Genomic DNA, 24116 nt, shown 5'->3' with positions numbered 1-24116 from the left:
CCGAATTAAAGAATTTGCTTGGCGACCATAGCGTTGCGGACCCACCTGATTCCATGCCGAACTCAGAAGTGAAACGCAATAGCGCCGATGGTAGTGTGGGGTCTCCCCATGTGAGAGTAGGACATCGCCAGGCTTTATTTCGCACTTGCTTGAATTTCAAGCAAGTCACCATAAAATTTTAAGAAAACTTAGAGTTTTATGTTGACTTTCAAAGTGGGAAGCGTATTATACGCACCTCGCTGACGTGCTAAGGCACTGAAAGCAAAGCTCTTTAACAATATAAACCTATCAATCTGTGTGGGCACTCGTTGATGATAATCCAATAAGTTGTTACTTAGGTAACGACTGTTTCTTCGGAAACAAATTGGGTTCAATGAACTGAGTGACCAATACAAATAACTTCGGTTATTTGGCACAGTCAATTCATTATCGTTCTGTTGGAACGATAATAGCTTTAAAATTACTTTTAGTAGTTTTGAAGTCAGTATTCATTGAGCCGACAAAATCTTAAATTGAAGAGTTTGATCATGGCTCAGATTGAACGCTGGCGGCAGGCCTAACACATGCAAGTCGAGCGGTAACAGAAAGAAAGCTTGCTTTCTTTGCTGACGAGCGGCGGACGGGTGAGTAATGCCTGGGAATATGCCTTGATGTGGGGGATAACCATTGGAAACGATGGCTAATACCGCATAATGCCTACGGGCCAAAGAGGGGGATCTTCGGACCTCTCGCGTCAAGATTAGCCCAGGTGGGATTAGCTAGTTGGTGAGGTAATGGCTCACCAAGGCGACGATCCCTAGCTGGTCTGAGAGGATGATCAGCCACACTGGAACTGAGACACGGTCCAGACTCCTACGGGAGGCAGCAGTGGGGAATATTGCACAATGGGCGCAAGCCTGATGCAGCCATGCCGCGTGTGTGAAGAAGGCCTTCGGGTTGTAAAGCACTTTCAGTCGTGAGGAAGGTTCATACGTTAATAGCGTATGGATTTGACGTTAGCGACAGAAGAAGCACCGGCTAACTCCGTGCCAGCAGCCGCGGTAATACGGAGGGTGCGAGCGTTAATCGGAATTACTGGGCGTAAAGCGCATGCAGGTGGTTTGTTAAGTCAGATGTGAAAGCCCGGGGCTCAACCTCGGAATTGCATTTGAAACTGGCAGACTAGAGTACTGTAGAGGGGGGTAGAATTTCAGGTGTAGCGGTGAAATGCGTAGAGATCTGAAGGAATACCGGTGGCGAAGGCGGCCCCCTGGACAGATACTGACACTCAGATGCGAAAGCGTGGGGAGCAAACAGGATTAGATACCCTGGTAGTCCACGCCGTAAACGATGTCTACTTGGAGGTTGTGGCCTTGAGCCGTGGCTTTCGGAGCTAACGCGTTAAGTAGACCGCCTGGGGAGTACGGTCGCAAGATTAAAACTCAAATGAATTGACGGGGGCCCGCACAAGCGGTGGAGCATGTGGTTTAATTCGATGCAACGCGAAGAACCTTACCTACTCTTGACATCCAGAGAAGCCAGCGGAGACGCAGGTGTGCCTTCGGGAACTCTGAGACAGGTGCTGCATGGCTGTCGTCAGCTCGTGTTGTGAAATGTTGGGTTAAGTCCCGCAACGAGCGCAACCCTTATCCTTGTTTGCCAGCGAGTAATGTCGGGAACTCCAGGGAGACTGCCGGTGATAAACCGGAGGAAGGTGGGGACGACGTCAAGTCATCATGGCCCTTACGAGTAGGGCTACACACGTGCTACAATGGCGCATACAGAGGGCTGCCAACCAGCGATGGTGAGCGAATCCCAAAAAGTGCGTCGTAGTCCGGATTGGAGTCTGCAACTCGACTCCATGAAGTCGGAATCGCTAGTAATCGTGGATCAGAATGCCACGGTGAATACGTTCCCGGGCCTTGTACACACCGCCCGTCACACCATGGGAGTGGGCTGCAAAAGAAGTGGGTAGTTTAACCTTTCGGGGAGGACGCTCACCACTTTGTGGTTCATGACTGGGGTGAAGTCGTAACAAGGTAGCGCTAGGGGAACCTGGCGCTGGATCACCTCCTTATACGATGATTACTCACGATGAGTGTCCACACAGATTGATAAGTTTATAAAGTTTAAGAGATAGAGACACCCCCCAAGGTGTTTCAACACTTAGTGTCCCGTTCGTCTAGAGGCCTAGGACACCGCCCTTTCACGGCGGTAACAGGGGTTCGACTCCCCTACGGGATACCACTAAGGGTCGTTAGCTCAGTTGGTAGAGCAGTTGACTTTTAATCAATTGGTCGCAGGTTCGAATCCTGCACGACCCACCATTCTTTCTCCACGAAGGAATTAAAACTTTTAGTGGGCGATTAGCTCAGTTGGGAGAGCACCTGCCTTACAAGCAGGGGGTCACTGGTTCGAGCCCGGTATCGCCCACCATTCTCTAAGAATTTTTGGAATAGGATATCCAAACCACTCAGTAATGTATGTGGTTGGAATTTTCGACGCCGAAAGTCTTTAGAAAATGTATTTTGAAGCTTTGCTTCAGATTTATATGCTCTTTAACAATTTGGAAAGCTGACTGATAACAACATTGTTGTTATCAAAAAAAGTTCTCAATGTTTATCTTTAAGATAAACACCAAAAAACACATTCAAGTGTTCTTGGCAATATCATCATTTAATGATGATTATTCGAAATTGAGTCCGGCAAAATCGAACGTCTCTCACTCATAAAATAGAGAGACAACTTGGTTGTTTAACGAAACTCCTTCGGGTTGTATGGTTAAGTGACTAAGCGTACACGGTGGATGCCTTGGCAGTCAGAGGCGATGAAAGACGTAGTAACTTGCGATAAGCCCAGATTAGGTAGTAACAACCATTTGAGTCTGGGATTTCTGAATGGGGAAACCCACGTGCATAAGCACGTATCATTAACTGAATACATAGGTTAATGAGGCGAACCGGGGGAACTGAAACATCTAAGTACCCCGAGGAAAAGAAATCAACCGAGATTCCGAAAGTAGCGGCGAGCGAAATTGGATTAGCCCTTAAGCGTTTTATGCGTCAGGTGAAACTTCTGGAAAGTTGTGCGATACAGGGTGATAGCCCCGTAACCGGCAACGCATATTAGGTGAAAACGAGTAGGGCGGGACACGTGTTATCCTGTCTGAATATGGGGGGACCATCCTCCAAGGCTAAATACTACTGACTGACCGATAGTGAACCAGTACCGTGAGGGAAAGGCGAAAAGAACCCCTGTGAGGGGAGTGAAATAGAACCTGAAACCGTGTACGTACAAGCAGTAGGAGCGGGCATTGCGTCCCGTGACTGCGTACCTTTTGTATAATGGGTCAGCGACTTAATTTTAGTAGCAAGGTTAACCATCTAGGGGAGCCGTAGGGAAACCGAGTCTTAACTGGGCGTATAGTTGCTAGAATTAGACCCGAAACCAGGTGATCTAGCCATGGGCAGGTTGAAGATTGAGTAACATCAATTGGAGGACCGAACCGACTAATGTTGAAAAATTAGCGGATGACTTGTGGCTAGGGGTGAAAGGCCAATCAAACCTGGAGATAGCTGGTTCTCCCCGAAAGCTATTTAGGTAGCGCCTCGGACGAATACTACTGGGGGTAGAGCACTGTTAAGGCTAGGGGGTCATCCCGACTTACCAACCCTTTGCAAACTCCGAATACCAGTAAGTACTATCCGGGAGACACACGGCGGGTGCTAACGTCCGTCGTGGAGAGGGAAACAACCCAGACCGCCAGCTAAGGTCCCAAATTATTACTAAGTGGGAAACGATGTGGGAAGGCTTAGACAGCTAGGATGTTGGCTTAGAAGCAGCCATCATTTAAAGAAAGCGTAATAGCTCACTAGTCGAGTCGGCCTGCGCGGAAGATGTAACGGGGCTAAGTAATAAACCGAAGCTGCGGCAATGAAGTTTACTTCATTGGGTAGGGGAGCGTTCTGTAAGCGGTTGAAGGTGTGCTGTAAGGCATGCTGGACGTATCAGAAGTGCGAATGCTGACATGAGTAACGATAAAGGGGGTGAAAAACCTCCTCGCCGGAAGACCAAGGGTTCCTGTCCAACGTTAATCGGGGCAGGGTAAGTCGACCCCTAAGGCGAGGCCGAAAGGCGTAGTCGATGGGAAACGGGTTAATATTCCCGTACTTCTTATAATTGCGATGGGGGGACGGAGAAGGCTAGGTGGGCCTGGCGACGGTTGTCCAGGTTCAAGTACGTAGGCGGAGAGTTTAGGTAAATCCGGACTCTTGTTAACGCTGAGATACGATGTCGAGCTACTACGGTAGTGAAGTCATTGATGCCATGCTTCCAGGAAAAGCCTCTAAGCTTCAGATTATAAGAAATCGTACCCCAAACCGACACAGGTGGTCGGGTAGAGAATACCAAGGCGCTTGAGAGAACTCGGGTGAAGGAACTAGGCAAAATGGTACCGTAACTTCGGGAGAAGGTACGCTCTCGACGGTGAAGTCCCTTGCGGATGGAGCTATTGGGAGTCGCAGATACCAGGTGGCTGCAACTGTTTATTAAAAACACAGCACTGTGCAAAATCGTAAGATGACGTATACGGTGTGACGCCTGCCCGGTGCCGGAAGGTTAATTGATGGGGTTAGACTTCGGTCGAAGCTCTTGATCGAAGCCCCGGTAAACGGCGGCCGTAACTATAACGGTCCTAAGGTAGCGAAATTCCTTGTCGGGTAAGTTCCGACCTGCACGAATGGCGTAATGATGGCCACGCTGTCTCCACCCGAGACTCAGTGAAATTGAAATCGCTGTGAAGATGCAGTGTACCCGCGGCTAGACGGAAAGACCCCGTGAACCTTTACTACAGCTTGGCACTGAACATTGACCCTACATGTGTAGGATAGGTGGGAGCCTTTGAAGCACGTACGCCAGTATGTGTGGAGGCAATCTTGAAATACCACCCTTGTATGCTTGATGTTCTAACGTTGGTCCCTTATCGGGATTACGGACAGTGCCTGGTGGGTAGTTTGACTGGGGCGGTCTCCTCCCAAAGAGTAACGGAGGAGCACGAAGGTGGGCTAAACACGGTTGGACATCGTGTGGTTAGTGCAATGGCATAAGCCCGCTTAACTGCGAGAATGACGGTTCGAGCAGGTACGAAAGTAGGTCATAGTGATCCGGTGGTTCTGTATGGAAGGGCCATCGCTCAACGGATAAAAGGTACTCCGGGGATAACAGGCTGATACCGCCCAAGAGTTCATATCGACGGCGGTGTTTGGCACCTCGATGTCGGCTCATCACATCCTGGGGCTGAAGTCGGTCCCAAGGGTATGGCTGTTCGCCATTTAAAGTGGTACGCGAGCTGGGTTTAGAACGTCGTGAGACAGTTCGGTCCCTATCTGCCGTGGGCGTTGGAAAATTGAAAGGGGCTGCTCCTAGTACGAGAGGACCGGAGTGGACGAACCTCTGGTGTTCGGGTTGTCATGCCAATGGCATTGCCCGGTAGCTAAGTTCGGAATCGATAACCGCTGAAAGCATCTAAGCGGGAAGCGAGCCTTGAGATGAGTTTTCCCTGGCACTTTAAGTGCCCTAAAGGGTTGTTCGAGACTAGAACGTTGATAGGCAGGGTGTGTAAGCGCTGTGAGGCGTTGAGCTAACCTGTACTAATTGCCCGTGAGGCTTAACCATACAACACCCAAGGGGTTTTGTAGGACTCAATGCAAGAACGATTGAATGTGTAAATAGAACTTCAAACAGCTTTCCGAATTAAAGAATTTGCTTGGCGACCATAGCGTTGCGGACCCACCTGATTCCATGCCGAACTCAGAAGTGAAACGCAATAGCGCCGATGGTAGTGTGGGGTCTCCCCATGTGAGAGTAGGACATCGCCAGGCTTTATTTCGCACTTGCTTGAATTTCAAGCAAGTCACCATAAAATTTTAAGAAAACTTAGAGTTTTATGTTGACTTTCAAAGTGGGAAGCGTATTATACGCACCTCGCTGACGTGCTAAGGCACTGAAAGCAAAGCTCTTTAACAATATAAACCTATCAATCTGTGTGGGCACTCGTTGATGATAATCCAATAAGTTGTTACTTAGGTAACGACTGTTTCTTCGGAAACAAATTGGGTTCAATGAACTGAGTGACCAATACAAATAACTTCGGTTATTTGGCACAGTCAATTCATTATCGTTCTGTTGGAACGATAATAGCTTTAAAATTACTTTTAGTAGTTTTGAAGTCAGTATTCATTGAGCCGACAAAATCTTAAATTGAAGAGTTTGATCATGGCTCAGATTGAACGCTGGCGGCAGGCCTAACACATGCAAGTCGAGCGGTAACAGAGAGAAAGCTTGCTTTCTTTGCTGACGAGCGGCGGACGGGTGAGTAATGCCTGGGAATATGCCTTGATGTGGGGGATAACCATTGGAAACGATGGCTAATACCGCATAATGCCTACGGGCCAAAGAGGGGGATCTTCGGACCTCTCGCGTCAAGATTAGCCCAGGTGGGATTAGCTAGTTGGTGAGGTAATGGCTCACCAAGGCGACGATCCCTAGCTGGTCTGAGAGGATGATCAGCCACACTGGAACTGAGACACGGTCCAGACTCCTACGGGAGGCAGCAGTGGGGAATATTGCACAATGGGCGCAAGCCTGATGCAGCCATGCCGCGTGTGTGAAGAAGGCCTTCGGGTTGTAAAGCACTTTCAGTCGTGAGGAAGGTTCATACGTTAATAGCGTATGGATTTGACGTTAGCGACAGAAGAAGCACCGGCTAACTCCGTGCCAGCAGCCGCGGTAATACGGAGGGTGCGAGCGTTAATCGGAATTACTGGGCGTAAAGCGCATGCAGGTGGTTTGTTAAGTCAGATGTGAAAGCCCGGGGCTCAACCTCGGAATTGCATTTGAAACTGGCAGACTAGAGTACTGTAGAGGGGGGTAGAATTTCAGGTGTAGCGGTGAAATGCGTAGAGATCTGAAGGAATACCGGTGGCGAAGGCGGCCCCCTGGACAGATACTGACACTCAGATGCGAAAGCGTGGGGAGCAAACAGGATTAGATACCCTGGTAGTCCACGCCGTAAACGATGTCTACTTGGAGGTTGTGGCCTTGAGCCGTGGCTTTCGGAGCTAACGCGTTAAGTAGACCGCCTGGGGAGTACGGTCGCAAGATTAAAACTCAAATGAATTGACGGGGGCCCGCACAAGCGGTGGAGCATGTGGTTTAATTCGATGCAACGCGAAGAACCTTACCTACTCTTGACATCCAGAGAAGCCAGCGGAGACGCAGGTGTGCCTTCGGGAACTCTGAGACAGGTGCTGCATGGCTGTCGTCAGCTCGTGTTGTGAAATGTTGGGTTAAGTCCCGCAACGAGCGCAACCCTTATCCTTGTTTGCCAGCGAGTAATGTCGGGAACTCCAGGGAGACTGCCGGTGATAAACCGGAGGAAGGTGGGGACGACGTCAAGTCATCATGGCCCTTACGAGTAGGGCTACACACGTGCTACAATGGCGCATACAGAGGGCTGCCAACCAGCGATGGTGAGCGAATCCCAAAAAGTGCGTCGTAGTCCGGATTGGAGTCTGCAACTCGACTCCATGAAGTCGGAATCGCTAGTAATCGTGGATCAGAATGCCACGGTGAATACGTTCCCGGGCCTTGTACACACCGCCCGTCACACCATGGGAGTGGGCTGCAAAAGAAGTGGGTAGTTTAACCTTTCGGGGAGGACGCTCACCACTTTGTGGTTCATGACTGGGGTGAAGTCGTAACAAGGTAGCGCTAGGGGAACCTGGCGCTGGATCACCTCCTTATACGATGATTACTCACGATGAGTGTCCACACAGATTGATGGTTTATAAAGTTTAAGAGACGATACTGGGTCTGTAGCTCAGGTGGTTAGAGCGTTCGCCTGATAAGCGAGAGGTCGGTGGTTCGAGTCCACTCAGACCCACCAATTCCCTTCCCAAGGAATTGGCACACAGTATCGACACCTGATGGGGCTATAGCTCAGCTGGGAGAGCGCCTGCCTTGCACGCAGGAGGTCTGCGGTTCGATCCCGCATAGCTCCACCATCTTTAAGCGCATTTACTTTTGAATAGAAAGTTGAGTGTTTTTAAAAATGGTTTTCATCAGAAAATCTAGCTCTTTAACAATTTGGAAAGCTGACTGATAACAACATTGTTGTTATCAAAAAAAGTTCTCAATGTTTACCTTTAAGGTAAACACCAAAAAACACATTCAAGTGTTCTTGGCAATATCATCATTTATGATGATTATTCGAAATTGAGTCCGGCAAAATCGAACGTCTCTCACTCATAAAATAGAGAGACAACTTGGTTGTTTAACGAAACTCCTTCGGGTTGTATGGTTAAGTGACTAAGCGTACACGGTGGATGCCTTGGCAGTCAGAGGCGATGAAAGACGTAGTAACTTGCGATAAGCCCAGATTAGGTAGTAACAACCATTTGAGTCTGGGATTTCTGAATGGGGAAACCCACGTGCATAAGCACGTATCATTAACTGAATACATAGGTTAATGAGGCGAACCGGGGGAACTGAAACATCTAAGTACCCCGAGGAAAAGAAATCAACCGAGATTCCGAAAGTAGCGGCGAGCGAAATTGGATTAGCCCTTAAGCGTTTTATGCGTCAGGTGAAACTTCTGGAAAGTTGTGCGATACAGGGTGATAGCCCCGTAACCGGCAACGCATATTAGGTGAAAACGAGTAGGGCGGGACACGTGTTATCCTGTCTGAATATGGGGGGACCATCCTCCAAGGCTAAATACTACTGACTGACCGATAGTGAACCAGTACCGTGAGGGAAAGGCGAAAAGAACCCCTGTGAGGGGAGTGAAATAGAACCTGAAACCGTGTACGTACAAGCAGTAGGAGCGGGCATTGCGTCCCGTGACTGCGTACCTTTTGTATAATGGGTCAGCGACTTAATTTTAGTAGCAAGGTTAACCATCTAGGGGAGCCGTAGGGAAACCGAGTCTTAACTGGGCGTATAGTTGCTAGAATTAGACCCGAAACCAGGTGATCTAGCCATGGGCAGGTTGAAGATTGAGTAACATCAATTGGAGGACCGAACCGACTAATGTTGAAAAATTAGCGGATGACTTGTGGCTAGGGGTGAAAGGCCAATCAAACCTGGAGATAGCTGGTTCTCCCCGAAAGCTATTTAGGTAGCGCCTCGGACGAATACTACTGGGGGTAGAGCACTGTTAAGGCTAGGGGGTCATCCCGACTTACCAACCCTTTGCAAACTCCGAATACCAGTAAGTACTATCCGGGAGACACACGGCGGGTGCTAACGTCCGTCGTGGAGAGGGAAACAACCCAGACCGCCAGCTAAGGTCCCAAATTATTACTAAGTGGGAAACGATGTGGGAAGGCTTAGACAGCTAGGATGTTGGCTTAGAAGCAGCCATCATTTAAAGAAAGCGTAATAGCTCACTAGTCGAGTCGGCCTGCGCGGAAGATGTAACGGGGCTAAGTAATAAACCGAAGCTGCGGCAATGAAGTTTACTTCATTGGGTAGGGGAGCGTTCTGTAAGCGGTTGAAGGTGTGCTGTAAGGCATGCTGGACGTATCAGAAGTGCGAATGCTGACATGAGTAACGATAAAGGGGGTGAAAAACCTCCTCGCCGGAAGACCAAGGGTTCCTGTCCAACGTTAATCGGGGCAGGGTAAGTCGACCCCTAAGGCGAGGCCGAAAGGCGTAGTCGATGGGAAACGGGTTAATATTCCCGTACTTCTTATAATTGCGATGGGGGGACGGAGAAGGCTAGGTGGGCCTGGCGACGGTTGTCCAGGTTCAAGTACGTAGGCGGAGAGTTTAGGTAAATCCGGACTCTTGTTAACGCTGAGATACGATGTCGAGCTACTACGGTAGTGAAGTCATTGATGCCATGCTTCCAGGAAAAGCCTCTAAGCTTCAGATTATAAGAAATCGTACCCCAAACCGACACAGGTGGTCGGGTAGAGAATACCAAGGCGCTTGAGAGAACTCGGGTGAAGGAACTAGGCAAAATGGTACCGTAACTTCGGGAGAAGGTACGCTCTCGACGGTGAAGTCCCTTGCGGATGGAGCTATTGGGAGTCGCAGATACCAGGTGGCTGCAACTGTTTATTAAAAACACAGCACTGTGCAAAATCGTAAGATGACGTATACGGTGTGACGCCTGCCCGGTGCCGGAAGGTTAATTGATGGGGTTAGACTTCGGTCGAAGCTCTTGATCGAAGCCCCGGTAAACGGCGGCCGTAACTATAACGGTCCTAAGGTAGCGAAATTCCTTGTCGGGTAAGTTCCGACCTGCACGAATGGCGTAATGATGGCCACGCTGTCTCCACCCGAGACTCAGTGAAATTGAAATCGCTGTGAAGATGCAGTGTACCCGCGGCTAGACGGAAAGACCCCGTGAACCTTTACTACAGCTTGGCACTGAACATTGACCCTACATGTGTAGGATAGGTGGGAGCCTTTGAAGCACGTACGCCAGTATGTGTGGAGGCAATCTTGAAATACCACCCTTGTATGCTTGATGTTCTAACGTTGGTCCCTTATCGGGATTACGGACAGTGCCTGGTGGGTAGTTTGACTGGGGCGGTCTCCTCCCAAAGAGTAACGGAGGAGCACGAAGGTGGGCTAAACACGGTTGGACATCGTGTGGTTAGTGCAATGGCATAAGCCCGCTTAACTGCGAGAATGACGGTTCGAGCAGGTACGAAAGTAGGTCATAGTGATCCGGTGGTTCTGTATGGAAGGGCCATCGCTCAACGGATAAAAGGTACTCCGGGGATAACAGGCTGATACCGCCCAAGAGTTCATATCGACGGCGGTGTTTGGCACCTCGATGTCGGCTCATCACATCCTGGGGCTGAAGTCGGTCCCAAGGGTATGGCTGTTCGCCATTTAAAGTGGTACGCGAGCTGGGTTTAGAACGTCGTGAGACAGTTCGGTCCCTATCTGCCGTGGGCGTTGGAAAATTGAAAGGGGCTGCTCCTAGTACGAGAGGACCGGAGTGGACGAACCTCTGGTGTTCGGGTTGTCATGCCAATGGCATTGCCCGGTAGCTAAGTTCGGAATCGATAACCGCTGAAAGCATCTAAGCGGGAAGCGAGCCTTGAGATGAGTTTTCCCTGGCACTTTAAGTGCCCTAAAGGGTTGTTCGAGACTAGAACGTTGATAGGCAGGGTGTGTAAGCGCTGTGAGGCGTTGAGCTAACCTGTACTAATTGCCCGTGAGGCTTAACCATACAACACCCAAGGGGTTTTGTAGGACTCAATGCAAGAACGATTGAATGTGTAAATAGAACTTCGAAGACAGCTTTCCAGATTATTCTCTAGAAATAGAGAGAAAGAATTTGCTTGGCGACCATAGCGTTGCGGACCCACCTGATTCCATGCCGAACTCAGAAGTGAAACGCAATAGCGCCGATGGTAGTGTGGGGTCTCCCCATGTGAGAGTAGGACATCGCCAGGCTTTAATTTCGTTTTTAGATAGACCATCTAGAAACAAAATGGACGCTTACTACGGTAAGTTTGCCACTGCGGAGTGGTAGTTCAGTTGGTTAGAATACCGGCCTGTCACGCCGGGGGTCGCGGGTTCGAGTCCCGTCCACTCCGCCACTATTTTGAAAAAGCCCTGCTAGCAATAGCAGGGCTTTTTTACGTATGTAGGAAATGAACTTAGTAGTAGTTCAGTTGGTTAGGCTTTTTATTGGAGCGCTTAGCGGCCTGTCACGCCGGGGGCGTGTTGCTTTCAAGGTCGATAGACAGTCCCGTCCACTCCGCCACTATTTTGAAAAAGCCCTGCTAGCAGTAGGAGGGCTTTTTCACGTCTGTAGCAAACAAAAATAACGATAATTCAGCGAGTTATCCCTTTTGTTAGAGGGCTTGTCGGCTACCATATTCTCGCTTCTCAAATCTGCTGCTGCACACATTGCCTAATGAATGGAACAACATCAGCTTCAAACCACGGATTTCGTTTTAGCCATAAGGAGTTTCGTGGTGAAGGATGCGGTAAAGGAATATATTGAGGTGCCCAACTTCTCCATGCCTTGACTGTGTCAGTTAAGGTTTTTGGTTTTTGAGCTAGATAATAATTTTGTGCGTACTGACCGATCAGTAGGGTCATCTTTATATTGGGCAGTAACTCTAATACTGATTGGTGCCACAAAGGAGCGCATTCTTTTCTTGGTGGTAAATCACCACTGGAACCTTTTCCTGGATAACAGAGTCCCATTGGCATTATGGCAACCTTACGTGCATCGTAAAATGTCTCTTTATCGATTGCTAGCCATGTGCGAAGTCGGTCTCCACTCGGATCATTCCAAGGTATCGAACAATGATGCACTCGCGTACCAGGAGCTTGGCCAATGATCAGAATTTGCGCATCTTGATGTGCTTGAATGATCGGGTTCGCTCCAAGTGCTAATTCCGGCTCGCACTGTCGACATTGACGGATTTTTGTTAGTAGATCTTCTAGCATCAATAACCTTTACTAAAATCAATGCAGTCGTGCAACGTATAGCCTTGTTCCCAGTTGATATAGTGTTGAGTGAAAATGTCGACGACTTGTTCTGGGAAGCTTAGGGCGGCGATATGAGGGGTTATCGTTATCTTCGGATGACTCCAATAAGGATGTTCCGCACTGAGTGGTTCTTGCTCAAATACATCGAGAAAGGCATGTTCAATTTTGTCATGGTTGAGTGCGTCGAGCAGCGCAGTTTGATCGATGCTGCTACCGCGTCCAACATTAAAGAGTAAGATATTTTTAGCCGTCGCAAAGGCTGCTTGGTTGAATAGTCCCCGTGTTCTTGCTGTATCAGGTAGGGTATTCACGACGATATCGGATTGAGCGATCGCAGAAGCGAGTTCATCAACATGATATGTTTCATCAAATGGCGCCCCGGCCTTTGGGATGCCGCTGGTATTGATGCCTATAGTACGCATAGCAAAGGCTTTAGCAACTTGGGCTAAATGCGTACCTATTTGACCCGTACCGACAATGGCTAACGTTTTACTATTAAGGCACTGATATTGAGCGGGTTGCCACTGCTTGTCTGTCTGTTGTTGCTGGTATTGCTTAAAGTGACGGTAGTGCTCAATGGTGAAGCCTAAGACGTACTCTGCAATCTGTTGACCGAAGATCCCTTTCACATTAGTCAGCAAGTAGTCTTGGCGTAGCCTATGGTTGATAAGAGCATCGACACCCGCATAGGTGGATTGTACCCATGTCATATTTGTAAAATCATCAAGCTGGGTTGCTAGTCTCGGAGGAGCGGCAAGTAAGATATCCGCTTCATTGCGCTGGTTAGTTATAATGAGGTTAGGGAGTGCTAACTTCTCAATTAACTCTTGGTAGATTTGGTCAGCATCAGTGAGGATGTAGAGCTTTTTTGTTAAATTGTCCATAGGCTTTGCTTTTTTCCCTGCTGGTTATCAAGTAAACTGCCGCTGTCTTTTTCTTCAATCAATGAGCCATTATGCTACAGAACCCGCTTCAGCTTCGTCTTGAGAAGCTAGAACCTTGGAAACAGATTACCTTCATGGCGTGCTTATGTGAACGCATGTATCCGAATTATGCCATGTTCTGCGAAAGCACTCAGTTTGCTCCTGCACGTACTTATCGCGATATTCTCGATAGCATTTGGGAACAGCTTACGGTTAAGACAGCAAAAGTTAACTTTGAACGTCAGCTTGAGAAATTAGAAGAGATCATCCCTAGTTCTGAAGATTTTGACTTTTACGGTGTTTACCCAGCGATTGATGCCTGTGTTGCCCTTTCAACATTGCTACACGGATTGTTGGATCGTGACGATCTTTTTGAAAGCATGCAGAAAGTGAGTCAACAATCAGTAATGACTGTCGCTCAACTTGAAGAGGCGCAGTTAGAGATTGAGATCAGCAATGAAAACCAGAAAGAGAACGAAGCGGTTTGTGCTGAATGGGATGTGCAGTGGGCGATCTTCCGACCACTAAAAGAGGCCGAAGAACGCGATATTGATTTGATTAAAGATCTTCGCGCGGAATTGAAAGAAGAAGGCGAGAGCAATATTGGCGTCACTCTATAAGCCATACTTCATCACGTCATACTGAAATTAAAAAAGGGAGCCTCAGCTCCCTTTTGTCTTATTTATCTTTATCTGCAGACTCTGAGTCAACTCTCGTGTCTTCATCGTCGTCATCACGGCTTTCGATTACACCATGTTGTTTTTTCCACTTTTCCCAGCGCTCAAATGCCAGTTCTTGCATGTCTGTTGTGCTGTCTGCTTCATCAACAATCTCTTCACCAATAAGGTGTTCAAAGATATCTTCTAGTGTTAATAGACCTTGAACTGTGCCGTATTCATCGACCACAAGCGCAAGCTGTAGTCGCTTGGATAGCATCTGGTCAAAAGCTTTTGGTAGCGACATGTTATTAAGGATCACGTGAACAGGACGCATAACCGCACCAAGTTGTTTGTCACCAGAGCCCGCTAATTTCAGCTTGTATAGCTCTAGGCGGTGTACAAAGCCAACAATATTGTCGTTTGCTTGGCTATAAACTAACGGACGTGAAAATGGTGTGTCACGGTGTTCTGTAAGGAACTCTTTAACTGTTAGCTCGGCATCCACACGGAAAACGACAGGTCGAGGCGTCATAACTTGAGTTACCGGCACATCTTGGATACCTAATAAATTGCTTAGGATCTTTGATTCACCCTCGGCGAACTCACCACTTTCACGCGCCAATAGTGCCATCGCAGAAAGTTCATCGCGCATTTTTGGCGCAACATGACCACGAGCAAGGCGTTTGGTGATTTGCTCAGAGAACCAAACAAATGGCGTTAAACTCCAAACCATCCAGCGTAGAACATTTGCCGCGTAAGGTGCGAGTTGGCGCCAGTATGTCGCACCAATAGTTTTAGGTACAATTTCAGACAGAACCAAGATACCGAGCGTTAGCACTGCAGAGAAAACGCCGAGCCATTCACTACCAAATACTACAGCAGCTTGCGCACCAGCTGTTGCCGCACCAATGGTGTGAGCGATGGTATTTAACGTCAAGATTGAGGCTAAAGGACGGTCAATGTCCTTTTTTAACGCTGACAGTCTTTCTTCTGCCGGATGGCCCTGTTGACGCATCTGAGCTAAATAGCTCGGAGTAATACTAAGTAGGACCGCTTCAAGAACCGAACAGACAAAAGATACGCCAATGGCAACAGAGACGTATATAGTTAGCAGCAACATATTGTTCCTATGTAAGTTTTTACCACAACCTAACTTTGCTGAAAAAATCATCACTGGGTTCTATTAGTGCGATTTTCTCTATGCCTGGGCATTATTGGTGTGTGTATTTTATATTCGCTCTAAGCCCCGCAATATCAGGCTTTACGTCGCTTGAGCGTTTTATAAATAAGGTTAAATTGGTTGAAAAACAAGTCTTCATTATGACTCAGGTAGCAACAAATTGTGAGTTATTACTCATATTATGGTTAAAAGTACGTCATAGAAGCCAAAGAATGCTTACAAACCTTTGCCAGATGGGGCATTTATGTTTTAGAGTGAGTCGAATTCGATAACACATGAGAAGGGAAACCTAATGAACAAGACCCAATTAATCGACTTTATCGCAGAGAAAGCAGACTTATCTAAAGCTCAAGCTAAAGCTGCTCTTGAAGCTACTCTTGAAGGTGTGACTGGTGCACTTAAAGAGGGTGACCAAGTTCAACTAATTGGTTTTGGTACGTTCAAAGTGAACCACCGCGCAGCGCGCACTGGCCGCAACCCTAAAACGGGTGCTGAGATCCAAATCTCTGCTGCAAATGTTCCTGCTTTCGTTGCTGGTAAAGCACTGAAAGACGCAGTGAAATAATATAATTTACGCCAAGGTAACTAACCTTATCTTGGCGTATACTCTCCTTATGAAAAAAATCCTTTTATCTTCACTAATCACCTCTTTCCTCTTTGGCTGCTCTTCAGCCGTTACCAACACAAGTTTAGAAACCACGCTTCAGCATTCTGGTGGACAAAACATGGGTGATGCAACCAGCTTATATTGGTTCACCGAACGTCTTGCTATGCCTATCAGTGCTGCGGACTATGTTGTTGCTGGTGACTATGGCTGGTATCAAAGTAATTACCGCTGGGAAGACGGCAATGTTCGAGAGTTGATTCGTGAAGGTGAACAATTAAAAAATAACGCTGGTTTGGTTAAATACAGTATTCATGTGCGCTTTAACCGGGAAGGGGATGCGGTTTATCAGCAGTATCGACTCGGTGGCAAAGTACTCCCTATGAATAGCGAGATGCTTGAACAGGTGAAAGCAGAAGCCATTAATGTTGCTGAGCAGACCAAACGACAAAATAAAGCCGGTACACGATTGTTCCAGGGGTACTGGGATGGCAGTGAATTTGAAACCTGCGCTGGACAGAGTTTTGCTTCACTTGAATTTAATCAAACCTTGCCAAATTTTGTTGTTAGTCGATTAGCGGATATTGACAGTTATGTCGCGTTTGTCGGTGAACGAAAAGGTGACACCTTATTGGTTGAGCAGTTATTGATGCTCACCAATGATAACCAGTCGTGTGTTGAAAGGCCGCAGCTGTTACAAAATTAAAAAAGGCGCTGAGTTCAGCGCCTTTTTGTTTTTTTCGGTATTCTCTGGTCAAAATCGAGTCTATTTAGCTTTGTTTTCGCGCTCAATCGCTCTATAACCGATATCACTACGGAAGAATACACCATTCCAACTTACTTGCTTTGCCAGCTCATAGGCGCGTTGCTGCGCTTCTGAGACGCTATTACCAAGTGCTGTCGCACAAAGCACACGGCCGCCATTGGTGACGATCTCTCCATCACGATTGGCAGTGCCAGCATGGAAGACTTTTTCGCCTTCTACTTCGAGTTGTGGAAGCCCCGAAATGACATCACCTTTGCCATAAGCTGCTGGATAACCACCGGCCGCTAAAACAATACCGATAGATGCGCGCGGATCCCATTTTGATTCTACTTGATCGAGTTTTTTATCGATGGCAGCAAGACATAGCTCCACCATGTCGGATTGCATACGCATCATGATCGGTTGTGTCTCTGGATCACCGAAACGGCAGTTGTATTCGATCACTTTTGGTGTACCAGTGCTATCGATCATCAAGCCTGCATATAGGAAGCCAGTGTATGGGTTACCTTCAGCTGCCATGCCACGTACCGTAGGGTAGATGACTTCCTGCATAATGCGATCGTGAATTTCTTGTGTGACGACCGGAGCTGGAGAATAGGCACCCATACCACCCGTGTTAGGACCTGTATCTTTATCACCGACACGTTTGTGATCTTGGCTGGTTGCCATTGGTAGAACGTTTTCACCATCCACCATGACGATAAAGCTGGCTTCTTCACCCTCTAAAAACTCTTCGATAACCACACGGCTACCTGCCTCACCAAAAGCATTGCCAGCGAGCATATCTTTAATCGCCTCTTCTGCTTCAGTGAGTGTCATTGCCACAATGACGCCTTTACCTGCGGCTAAGCCATCGGCTTTAACAACGATCGGTGCACCTTGTTGACGAACGTAAGCGAGTGCGGGCTCAATTTCAGTGAAGTTTGCATATGAACCGGTTGGAATGTCATGACGAGCTAAGAAGTCTTTGGTAAATGCTTTAGAGCCTTCAAGCTGCGCTGCGGCTTGAGATGGCCCAAAGATTGGCAGACCCACTGCCTGGAACGCATCTACTACGCCAATAACCAGCGGAGCTTCTGGGCCAACAATCGTAAGTTCAATCGACTTTTCTTGCGCGAATGCGACAAGTCCGGCGATGTCTTCCACATCAATGTTGACGTTTTCCAACTTAGGCTCAAGAGCTGTGCCCGCATTACCGGGTGCGATGAATATGGTGTCTACATTTGGGTTTTGTGCCACTTTCCAACCCAGCGCATGTTCACGACCGCCGGCACCAATAATCAATACATTCATGTTTTAAAATCCTTATAGCTGCTTCAGAGCCTTTATTTCTGTGTCAAACATGCTCACTTATAGCCATAAGCTCCGCGTGTTTTCCTTGAACTAAAGTCAATGACTTGCTCTACGTATTTCAAATATCGAAATATTTAAAAAAACAAAATTATAAATTTTGCTCAAAGTAGTTGGTGATGTGGCTAGGCAGCAATTGAGCCCATCCCCGGGAGCATAGCCTGCTATGTGACCGGGGTGGGCGAAAGCAGCTAACGACGCCACAGTGCCAAATACGAAGAGGAAATTAGTGGCGGAAGTGACGCATGCCCGTAAAGATCATCGCCATGCCATGCTCATCCGCAGCCGCGATCACTTCATCATCACGCATTGAACCACCCGGTTGGATAACACACTTAATACCGGCTTCTGCTGCTGCGTCGATGCCATCACGGAATGGGAAGAAGGCATCAGATGCCATTACGCAACCCTCAACCTGTAGACCTTCGTCTGCTGCTTTGATACCGGCAATTTTCGCCGAGTAAACGCGGCTCATTTGGCCTGCACCAACACCGATGGTCATATCGCCTTTTGAGTAAACAATCGCGTTTGATTTAACGTATTTGGCTACTTTCCAGCAGAACAGTGCGTCATTGAGCTCTTCTGCTGTTGGTTGACGCTTAGAAACCACTTTCAGGTCATCTTCAGTCACCATGCCTTGGTCGCGGTCTTGAACGAGTAAGCCACCGTTAACGCGTTTCACGTCAAAGCCTGTGGTCTTCGCTGTCCATTCGCCACACTCAAGTAGACGTAGGTTTTTCTTCGCAGCAACGATTTCGACCGCTTCGGCAGAAACAGAAGGAGCGATGATGACTTCAACAAATTGACGCTCAGTGATCGCCGTTGCGGTTGCTGCGTCTAATTCGCGGTTGAATGCGATGATGCCGCCAAATGCCGAGGTCGGGTCGGTTTTGAATGCGCGGTCATAAGCTTCTAGGATGTCCTTGCCTAGGGCAACACCACATGGGTTAGCATGCTTAACGATCACACAAGCGGGTTGGTCGAACTCTTTAACACATTCCAGTGCCGCATCTGTATCGGCGATGTTGTTGTAAGAAAGGGCTTTACCTTGAATTTGGCGAGCAGTCGAAACGGAGGCTTCTTGAGGGTTCGCTTCAACATAAAAAGCAGCGGCTTGGTGGCTATTTTCACCGTAGCGCATGTCTTGTTTCTTTTCGAACTGCTGATTGAAAGTGCGAGGGAACTTAGATTCGCTATCGCCTTCTTTGTTCTCTCCATAGGATGGCACCATGGTGCCGAAGTAGTTGGCAATCATGCCATCATAAGCGGCCGTGTGTTCAAAGGCGGCAATGGCAAGATCAAAGCGAGTCTCTAGCGTAAGTGATGCTTCGTTGCTGTCCATTTCAGCGATAACGCGTGAGTAATCTTTCGCGTTAACCACAATCGTGACATCTTTGTGGTTTTTGGCTGCCGAGCGAACCATTGTTGGGCCGCCGATATCGATGTTCTCAACGGCGTCAGCTAGCGTACAGCCTTCCTTTGCTACGGTTTCAGCAAATGGGTAAAGGTTAACCACAACCATATCGATTGGGTTGATGCCATGTTGTGCCATGATGTCATCATCTTGACCACGACGACCAAGTACACCACCGTGAACTTTTGGATGTAAAGTCTTAACACGACCATCCATCATTTCTGGGAATCCAGTGTAATCAGAAACTTCAGTTACTGAAATGCCTTGCTCAGCCAATAGGCGAGCAGTACCACCAGTTGAGAGAATATCGACACCACGCTCAGCAAGAGCTTGTGCAAACTCAACAATACCTGTTTTGTCTGATACGCTGATCAGCGCGCGGCGAATAGGACGGTTAGTCATACTTCCATTTTCCTCAAATTCACGAATTAAAAGATGTTTGCCAAAGATGAACTTGTTTTTACCTTTGAGTAAAATATTGGCCAGCTTTGGTAAAGACCTTTTCCATATCGAGAGCGAATGTAGACTCCGAATTTGATGGCGCACATTCTAACTAATTTATTACAAAAAAGCTTGCGCAATCGTTTGGCATCTCAAAAATAATTGTAAAATCCAGCATCTTTAGCCATAAAAGTAATTAGAACGTTAATAAGGGAAGTTATGTTTCAGATCGGTGAATTAGCAAAACGTTGTGGTGTTAGTGCAGATACGCTGCGTTTTTATGAGAAAAATAGTTTGATTAAACCAGCCGGCCGCAGTGATTCTGGTTACCGCTTGTATAACGAAGAAAACCAAAAACAAGTGACCTTTATTCTGAAAGCCAAAGAGCTGGGTTTGAGCCTAGATGAAATTAAAGAGCTGTTGGAAATCAAACTTGAAGCAACAGAACATAGTTGTGCAGAAGTTAAAGCGATCACGACCGCTAAATTAGACGTGATTGATCAAAAGATTGCGGAGTTAAAGCGTATCCGCAGTGCATTGAAAAAGATCAACGATGCCTGCTGTGGCCATATTGATGATAACGCCAGTCACTGCTCTATTTTAGGTGCTCTCGCGAGCGAAGAGTCACATTGCTGCCAAAAGGAGCATAAAGAGGCCTAAGACGCTTTTAAGATGCGAGCTTTGGACGTGGAGTTCGTTTTTAGATCCGGCAGGTTAGGGTGGTAGATGGTGACCTGATCGCGACCAGTACGCTTGGAGTAGTACATTGCTTTGTCTGCTTCAACGAGCAGTGCTTTGACGGATTGGCTGTCACTATTAAGTTCGGCAATACCAATGCTGACCGTCGGATAGATCTCATGGCCATCGACATGGCATGGCGTGCTATTGATCGATAGACGGATACGTTCTGCAATGTCGAATGCTTGAATCGCGTTGGTATGAGACAAAATGATACCAAACTCTTCCCCGCCTAAACGGCCAATATAATCACTACCACGAATGACGTTTTTGCAAATCGTCGCAACCTGAGTGATGACAAGATCCCCAGAAAGGTGGCCTACCATATCATTGATATCTTTAAAGTGATCAATGTCGACCATCAGACAGGTTAGATGAGCATTGTTCGCGCTTTGCTGCTGGAAGTCTTGCTCTAGCTCTAGCATGAATGCGCGGCGGTTGAGTACGCCAGTTAACTCATCAGTTTCTGATAGCTTTTTAAGCTCTTTCTCTAGTTGATGTGCCTTCGTGATATTGCGTACCGACCACATCACTTGCGCAGTGTGGTTACGAGCGCTTGGCTGGACGTAATTGATAATCGCTTCAAACCAACTCTCTTCAGGTAACTCAAAATCTTGAATGTCATCAATAGAGAGTAAGAGATGGTCTTGCAGTTGTACGCTATAGCGCACCACTAGCGTTTTTTGCTGGTGGATGACTTGATCAATATAACCTTGCATTTCCGCCGCTTTGGCTGCGGAAAAAATCTGGTCGAGGCAGAGATCGATATAGCGTTTGGCATCGAACCTTGGAGCATAATGGCTACCGCCATAACTATCGATATAGCGTCCGTTTGGGTCAAGAATAAAGACGTGATCAGGCAATGAATTTAGTAAAAAATCCAACCATTCCTCGCGATGTGAAACCATTATCGGCCTTTATTCAATTCAATAAGCAATTGCGTATTGTAACCAAAAACAGTGATAAGGCAATTTGATGATATTGAATGTAAATCTTTATTTTTAAAGAAATAGTTCAAGTTGCGATCGGAGTATCTTTTGCAGAAGAGAATGACGAACCGGTGTTTGAGGTTCTCTGAAATCCAGAAGAGTAGATAAAGAAAAGGCCACGCTAACAAGTAGCATGGCCTCTTAATCGCTAAACTAATCGAAGATTAGTTCATGCCGTATTTTTTCAGTTTCTTACGAAGAGTACCGCGGTTGATGCCCATCATAGTTGCTGCGCGAGTTTGGTTACCGCGAGTGTACTGCATGATGGTGTCTAGTAGTGGCTGTTCTACTTCAGCTAGAACTAATTCGTATAGTTCTGTAACTTCTTGGCCGTTTAATTGAGCAAGATAGTTTTTAAGAGACGCTTTAACAGAATCACGTAGTGGCTTTTGCGTGATTTGATCTTGTGAAGTTACTGTAGTTACTGTTAATGCTTCTGAAGTTAGATTTTGTTCGAACATATTCGGTCTAGCTCTTCTCGTAATTATGGTGCAACGTTATCAAAATAACCTTCTAATGCATCGATTTGCGCTTGCGCAAGATCAATGGCATTGAAGGTACGGCGAAACTCGACGGCTTGCTCATGCTCTTTCAGGTACCAACCCACATGCTTACGAGCGATGCGAGGGCCTAAATACTCTCCATAAAACTCATGTAGAGCATTCACATGACCAAGCAAAATACCTTTCACTTCCAAAATTGGTAGCTCAGGCATCTCGGTGCCGTTTTCCAAATAGTGTTGGATTTCCTGAAAAATCCACGGACGACCCTGGGCAGGGCGTCCAATCATCAAAGCGTCTGCACCGGTATAATCCAGTACAAATTTAGCTTTCTCTGGGCTATCGATGTCACCGTTAGCGATAACCGGGATAGAGATTGCTTGTTTTACCGCTTTGATGCTGTCGTATTCGGCCTCACCTTTGTACATACACGCTTTTGTTCTGCCATGCAGCGCAAGAGCTTGAATGCCGCAGTCTTCGGCTAATTTAGCGATGTAGACACAGTTTTTATTCTCTGTGTCCCAGCCAGTACGGGTTTTCAACGTCACAGGAACGTCGACCGCACTCACAACGGCATTCAGAATATCTTTAATGATCTCTGGATGTTGAAGCAGTGCAGAGCCGGCTAGCTTCTTATTCACTTTTTTTGCTGGGCAACCCATATTGATATCGATGATTTGCGCACCGTTCTCAACACTGAATTGAGCTGCTTCAGCCATTAACTGGGGATCAGAGCCTGCGATTTGTACCGATCGAATGCCCGATTCGCCTTCGTGTACCATTCGCTGTTTTGATTTGGCCGTATTCCATAGCTTTGGATTAGAGGACATCATTTCACTGACAGCCATTCCCGCACCATAGCGGAGACACAACTCACGAAACGGTCTATCCGTAACACCCGCCATTGGAGCGACGATTAGTTTGTTCTTGAGTTGATAATTACCTATTTTCAAAACGTCTTCACAGTTCTGTACCAGCAAGGGCGCGCATTTTACGCATTTTTTCACTGCGTGAAAAGACTATTATTTGAGCATTACCAAATTGTTTTGTTAATTCGTATAAAATTCAAACAATTAAGGTTAAAAACCTTGTCTAGCCTTGCTTGCGACCAGAGATGCGACACCACTCTGTTTGGGCTTTTATTGGATCGATGTGAAGCTCGTCACGGTAATAGTTCGCGACATCTTCTGCTTGAGTGTCTAAAACACCCGACATTGCCAACAAGCCGTTTGGCTTAACCAGACCTTTAATGATTGGTGAAAGTTCACGTAGTGGCGCTGCCAGAATATTAGCCACAACGACGTCAGCAATCATGTTCTCAGGTTGATCTTGAGGAAGGTATACATGCAGCTGTTCAGCCACACCATTGCGCTCTGCGTTGTCTTTAGACGCCACAAGAGCTTGAGGATCAATGTCGATCCCGATAACTTTTTCTGCGCCCAGTTTGATCGCTGCGATCGCTAGGATGCCAGAGCCACAACCGAAATCGATTACGGTTTTACCTGCAAGATCGATACTTTCAAGCCACTCTAAGCAAAGCGCTGTGGTTGGGTGGGTGCCAGTACCAAATGCTAGGCCTGGATCAAGTAGAACGTTCACCGCTTCTGGATCCGGAACATCACGCCAGCTTGGGCAGATCCACAGGCGCTCACCAAACTGCATTGGATGGAAGTTATCCATCCATTCACGTTCCCAGTCTTTATCTTCAAGTTGCTCCACTTTGTGCGCAAAACCTTCAGCAAGCATGCCACTTGCTTTAATTTGGCTGAGGATAAACTGGGTATCCGCTTCGGCGTCGTACAGTGCGAGGATATCGATATCACCCCATAAGCGAGTTTCGCCAGGAAGAGGTTCAAAGATAGGCGTATCTTTTGCATCTAAGAAGGTAACAGATAGTGCGCCAGTCTCTTCCATAAGCATGTCGCTGACCATTTCGGCGTTTTCTTTGGTCGCATTGAGTTTGATTTGAATCCAAGGCATGAGTCGGTACTCTTAACGTGGGTGATCGAATATTGGCGCAGAGTGTAGCAGCCAGAAATAGAAAT

13 protein-coding genes, 6 tRNA genes and 7 rRNA genes are annotated in these 24116 nt (G+C 47.3%); 17 read left to right on the top strand and 9 right to left on the bottom strand.

The genetic code is table 11. From position 1 onward, the window contains the following. Positions 1–17: 17 nt before the first annotated feature. The 13 genes from rrf (RJD38_RS05465) (at position 18) to RJD38_RS05405 (ending at position 11603) form a co-directional block, all read left to right on the top strand. Positions 18–133 (top strand): 5S ribosomal RNA (gene rrf / locus RJD38_RS05465). A gap of 376 nt (positions 134–509) precedes the next feature. Next, positions 510–2056, top strand: a 16S ribosomal RNA gene (locus tag RJD38_RS05460). A 94-nt stretch (positions 2057–2150) separates the two neighbouring features. Beyond that, positions 2151–2226, top strand: a tRNA-Glu gene (locus RJD38_RS05455). A 4-nt stretch (positions 2227–2230) separates the two neighbouring features. Beyond that, positions 2231–2306 (top strand) — tRNA-Lys (locus tag RJD38_RS05450). Positions 2307–2339: 33 nt separating this feature from the next. Beyond that, positions 2340–2415: transfer RNA gene (locus RJD38_RS05445), tRNA-Val, on the top strand. Between the two features lie 343 nt (positions 2416–2758). Further along, positions 2759–5652: ribosomal RNA gene (locus tag RJD38_RS05440) — 23S ribosomal RNA — on the top strand. 90 nt (positions 5653–5742) lie between these two features. Next, positions 5743–5858, top strand: a 5S ribosomal RNA gene (rrf, locus tag RJD38_RS05435). A gap of 376 nt (positions 5859–6234) precedes the next feature. After that, a 16S ribosomal RNA gene (locus RJD38_RS05430) occupies positions 6235–7781 on the top strand. A 66-nt stretch (positions 7782–7847) separates the two neighbouring features. Then, positions 7848–7924: transfer RNA gene (locus RJD38_RS05425), tRNA-Ile, on the top strand. A gap of 42 nt (positions 7925–7966) precedes the next feature. Continuing rightward, positions 7967–8042 (top strand) — tRNA-Ala (locus RJD38_RS05420). Between the two features lie 294 nt (positions 8043–8336). Next, positions 8337–11230, top strand: a 23S ribosomal RNA gene (locus RJD38_RS05415). Between the two features lie 111 nt (positions 11231–11341). Then, positions 11342–11457, top strand: a 5S ribosomal RNA gene (rrf, locus tag RJD38_RS05410). The 16S, 23S and 5S rRNA genes sit together here with 6 tRNA genes alongside, the layout of an rRNA operon. A 69-nt stretch (positions 11458–11526) precedes the next feature. Continuing rightward, positions 11527–11603 (top strand) — tRNA-Asp (locus RJD38_RS05405). A 292-nt stretch (positions 11604–11895) separates the two neighbouring features. On the opposite strand, the gene RJD38_RS05400 is transcribed toward RJD38_RS05405, so the two are convergent. Further along, on the bottom strand, positions 11896–12465 hold the full coding sequence (locus RJD38_RS05400) for a uracil-DNA glycosylase family protein (protein ID WP_065544951.1): 570 nt from the start codon (positions 12463–12465) through the stop codon (positions 11896–11898). Further along, entirely contained in the window at positions 12465–13391 is a 927-nt protein-coding gene (locus RJD38_RS05395) for a D-2-hydroxyacid dehydrogenase (RefSeq protein ID WP_065544952.1), read from the bottom strand. The genes RJD38_RS05400 and RJD38_RS05395 overlap by 1 nt, the downstream gene beginning before the upstream one ends. A gap of 71 nt (positions 13392–13462) precedes the next feature. Here RJD38_RS05395 and RJD38_RS05390 point away from each other — a divergent pair, with 71 nt between their 5' ends. Further along, on the top strand, positions 13463–14050 hold the full coding sequence (locus RJD38_RS05390) for a YjaG family protein (RefSeq protein WP_005594825.1): 588 nt from the start codon (positions 13463–13465) through the stop codon (positions 14048–14050). 58 nt (positions 14051–14108) lie between these two features. On the opposite strand, the gene RJD38_RS05385 is transcribed toward RJD38_RS05390, so the two are convergent. Then, positions 14109–15209 carry a CNNM domain-containing protein gene (locus RJD38_RS05385; protein WP_005594826.1) on the bottom strand — a complete coding sequence of 367 codons (1101 nt, stop codon included), beginning with the start codon at positions 15207–15209 and terminating at the stop codon, positions 14109–14111. Positions 15210–15561: 352 nt separating this feature from the next. Here RJD38_RS05385 and hupA point away from each other — a divergent pair, with 352 nt between their 5' ends. Together hupA and RJD38_RS05375 are read left to right on the top strand one after the other, a co-directional pair. Beyond that, entirely contained in the window at positions 15562–15834 is a 273-nt protein-coding gene (gene hupA / locus RJD38_RS05380; RefSeq protein WP_005594827.1) for a nucleoid-associated protein HU-alpha, read from the top strand. Between the two features lie 49 nt (positions 15835–15883). Then, a complete protein-coding gene (locus RJD38_RS05375) occupies positions 15884–16579 on the top strand; it encodes a DUF1481 domain-containing protein (protein WP_009386830.1) in 696 nt (231 codons plus the stop codon). Positions 16580–16639: 60 nt separating this feature from the next. Here the strand turns inward: RJD38_RS05375 and purD are convergent, their stop codons facing one another. Continuing rightward, on the bottom strand, positions 16640–17932 hold the full coding sequence (gene purD / locus RJD38_RS05370; protein ID WP_065544953.1) for a phosphoribosylamine--glycine ligase: 1293 nt from the start codon (positions 17930–17932) through the stop codon (positions 16640–16642). Positions 17933–18215: 283 nt separating this feature from the next. After that, on the bottom strand, positions 18216–19805 hold the full coding sequence (gene purH, locus RJD38_RS05365; protein WP_065544954.1) for a bifunctional phosphoribosylaminoimidazolecarboxamide formyltransferase/IMP cyclohydrolase: 1590 nt from the start codon (positions 19803–19805) through the stop codon (positions 18216–18218). Positions 19806–20063: 258 nt separating this feature from the next. Here purH and zntR point away from each other — a divergent pair, with 258 nt between their 5' ends. Then, positions 20064–20504, top strand: coding sequence for a Zn(2+)-responsive transcriptional regulator (gene zntR, locus RJD38_RS05360; protein ID WP_005594832.1), 441 nt, complete (start codon positions 20064–20066; stop codon positions 20502–20504). On the opposite strand, the gene RJD38_RS05355 is transcribed toward zntR, so the two are convergent. The 4 genes from RJD38_RS05355 to prmA all read right to left on the bottom strand — a co-directional run bounded on the left by RJD38_RS05355 (position 20501) and on the right by prmA (position 24051). Beyond that, positions 20501–21490 (bottom strand): sensor domain-containing diguanylate cyclase, encoded by a 990-nt coding sequence (locus RJD38_RS05355; protein ID WP_065544955.1) that lies wholly within the window; start codon positions 21488–21490, stop codon positions 20501–20503. The genes zntR and RJD38_RS05355 overlap by 4 nt on opposite strands. Positions 21491–21735: 245 nt before the next feature. Next, on the bottom strand, positions 21736–22032 hold the full coding sequence (gene fis, locus RJD38_RS05350) for a DNA-binding transcriptional regulator Fis (protein ID WP_000462885.1): 297 nt from the start codon (positions 22030–22032) through the stop codon (positions 21736–21738). Between the two features lie 23 nt (positions 22033–22055). Continuing rightward, positions 22056–23024 carry a tRNA dihydrouridine synthase DusB gene (gene dusB / locus RJD38_RS05345; protein ID WP_005594836.1) on the bottom strand — a complete coding sequence of 323 codons (969 nt, stop codon included), beginning with the start codon at positions 23022–23024 and terminating at the stop codon, positions 22056–22058. Between the two features lie 139 nt (positions 23025–23163). After that, positions 23164–24051, bottom strand: coding sequence for a 50S ribosomal protein L11 methyltransferase (gene prmA / locus RJD38_RS05340; protein WP_005594837.1), 888 nt, complete (start codon positions 24049–24051; stop codon positions 23164–23166). Positions 24052–24116: the final 65 nt, after the last annotated feature.

It is taken from the genome of Vibrio scophthalmi, from assembly GCF_040869025.1.
Lineage (GTDB): Bacteria > Pseudomonadota > Gammaproteobacteria > Enterobacterales > Vibrionaceae > Vibrio > Vibrio scophthalmi.
Note: the sequence above shows the minus strand (reverse complement) of the source record. Positions and strands in the feature narration are given on the sequence as shown.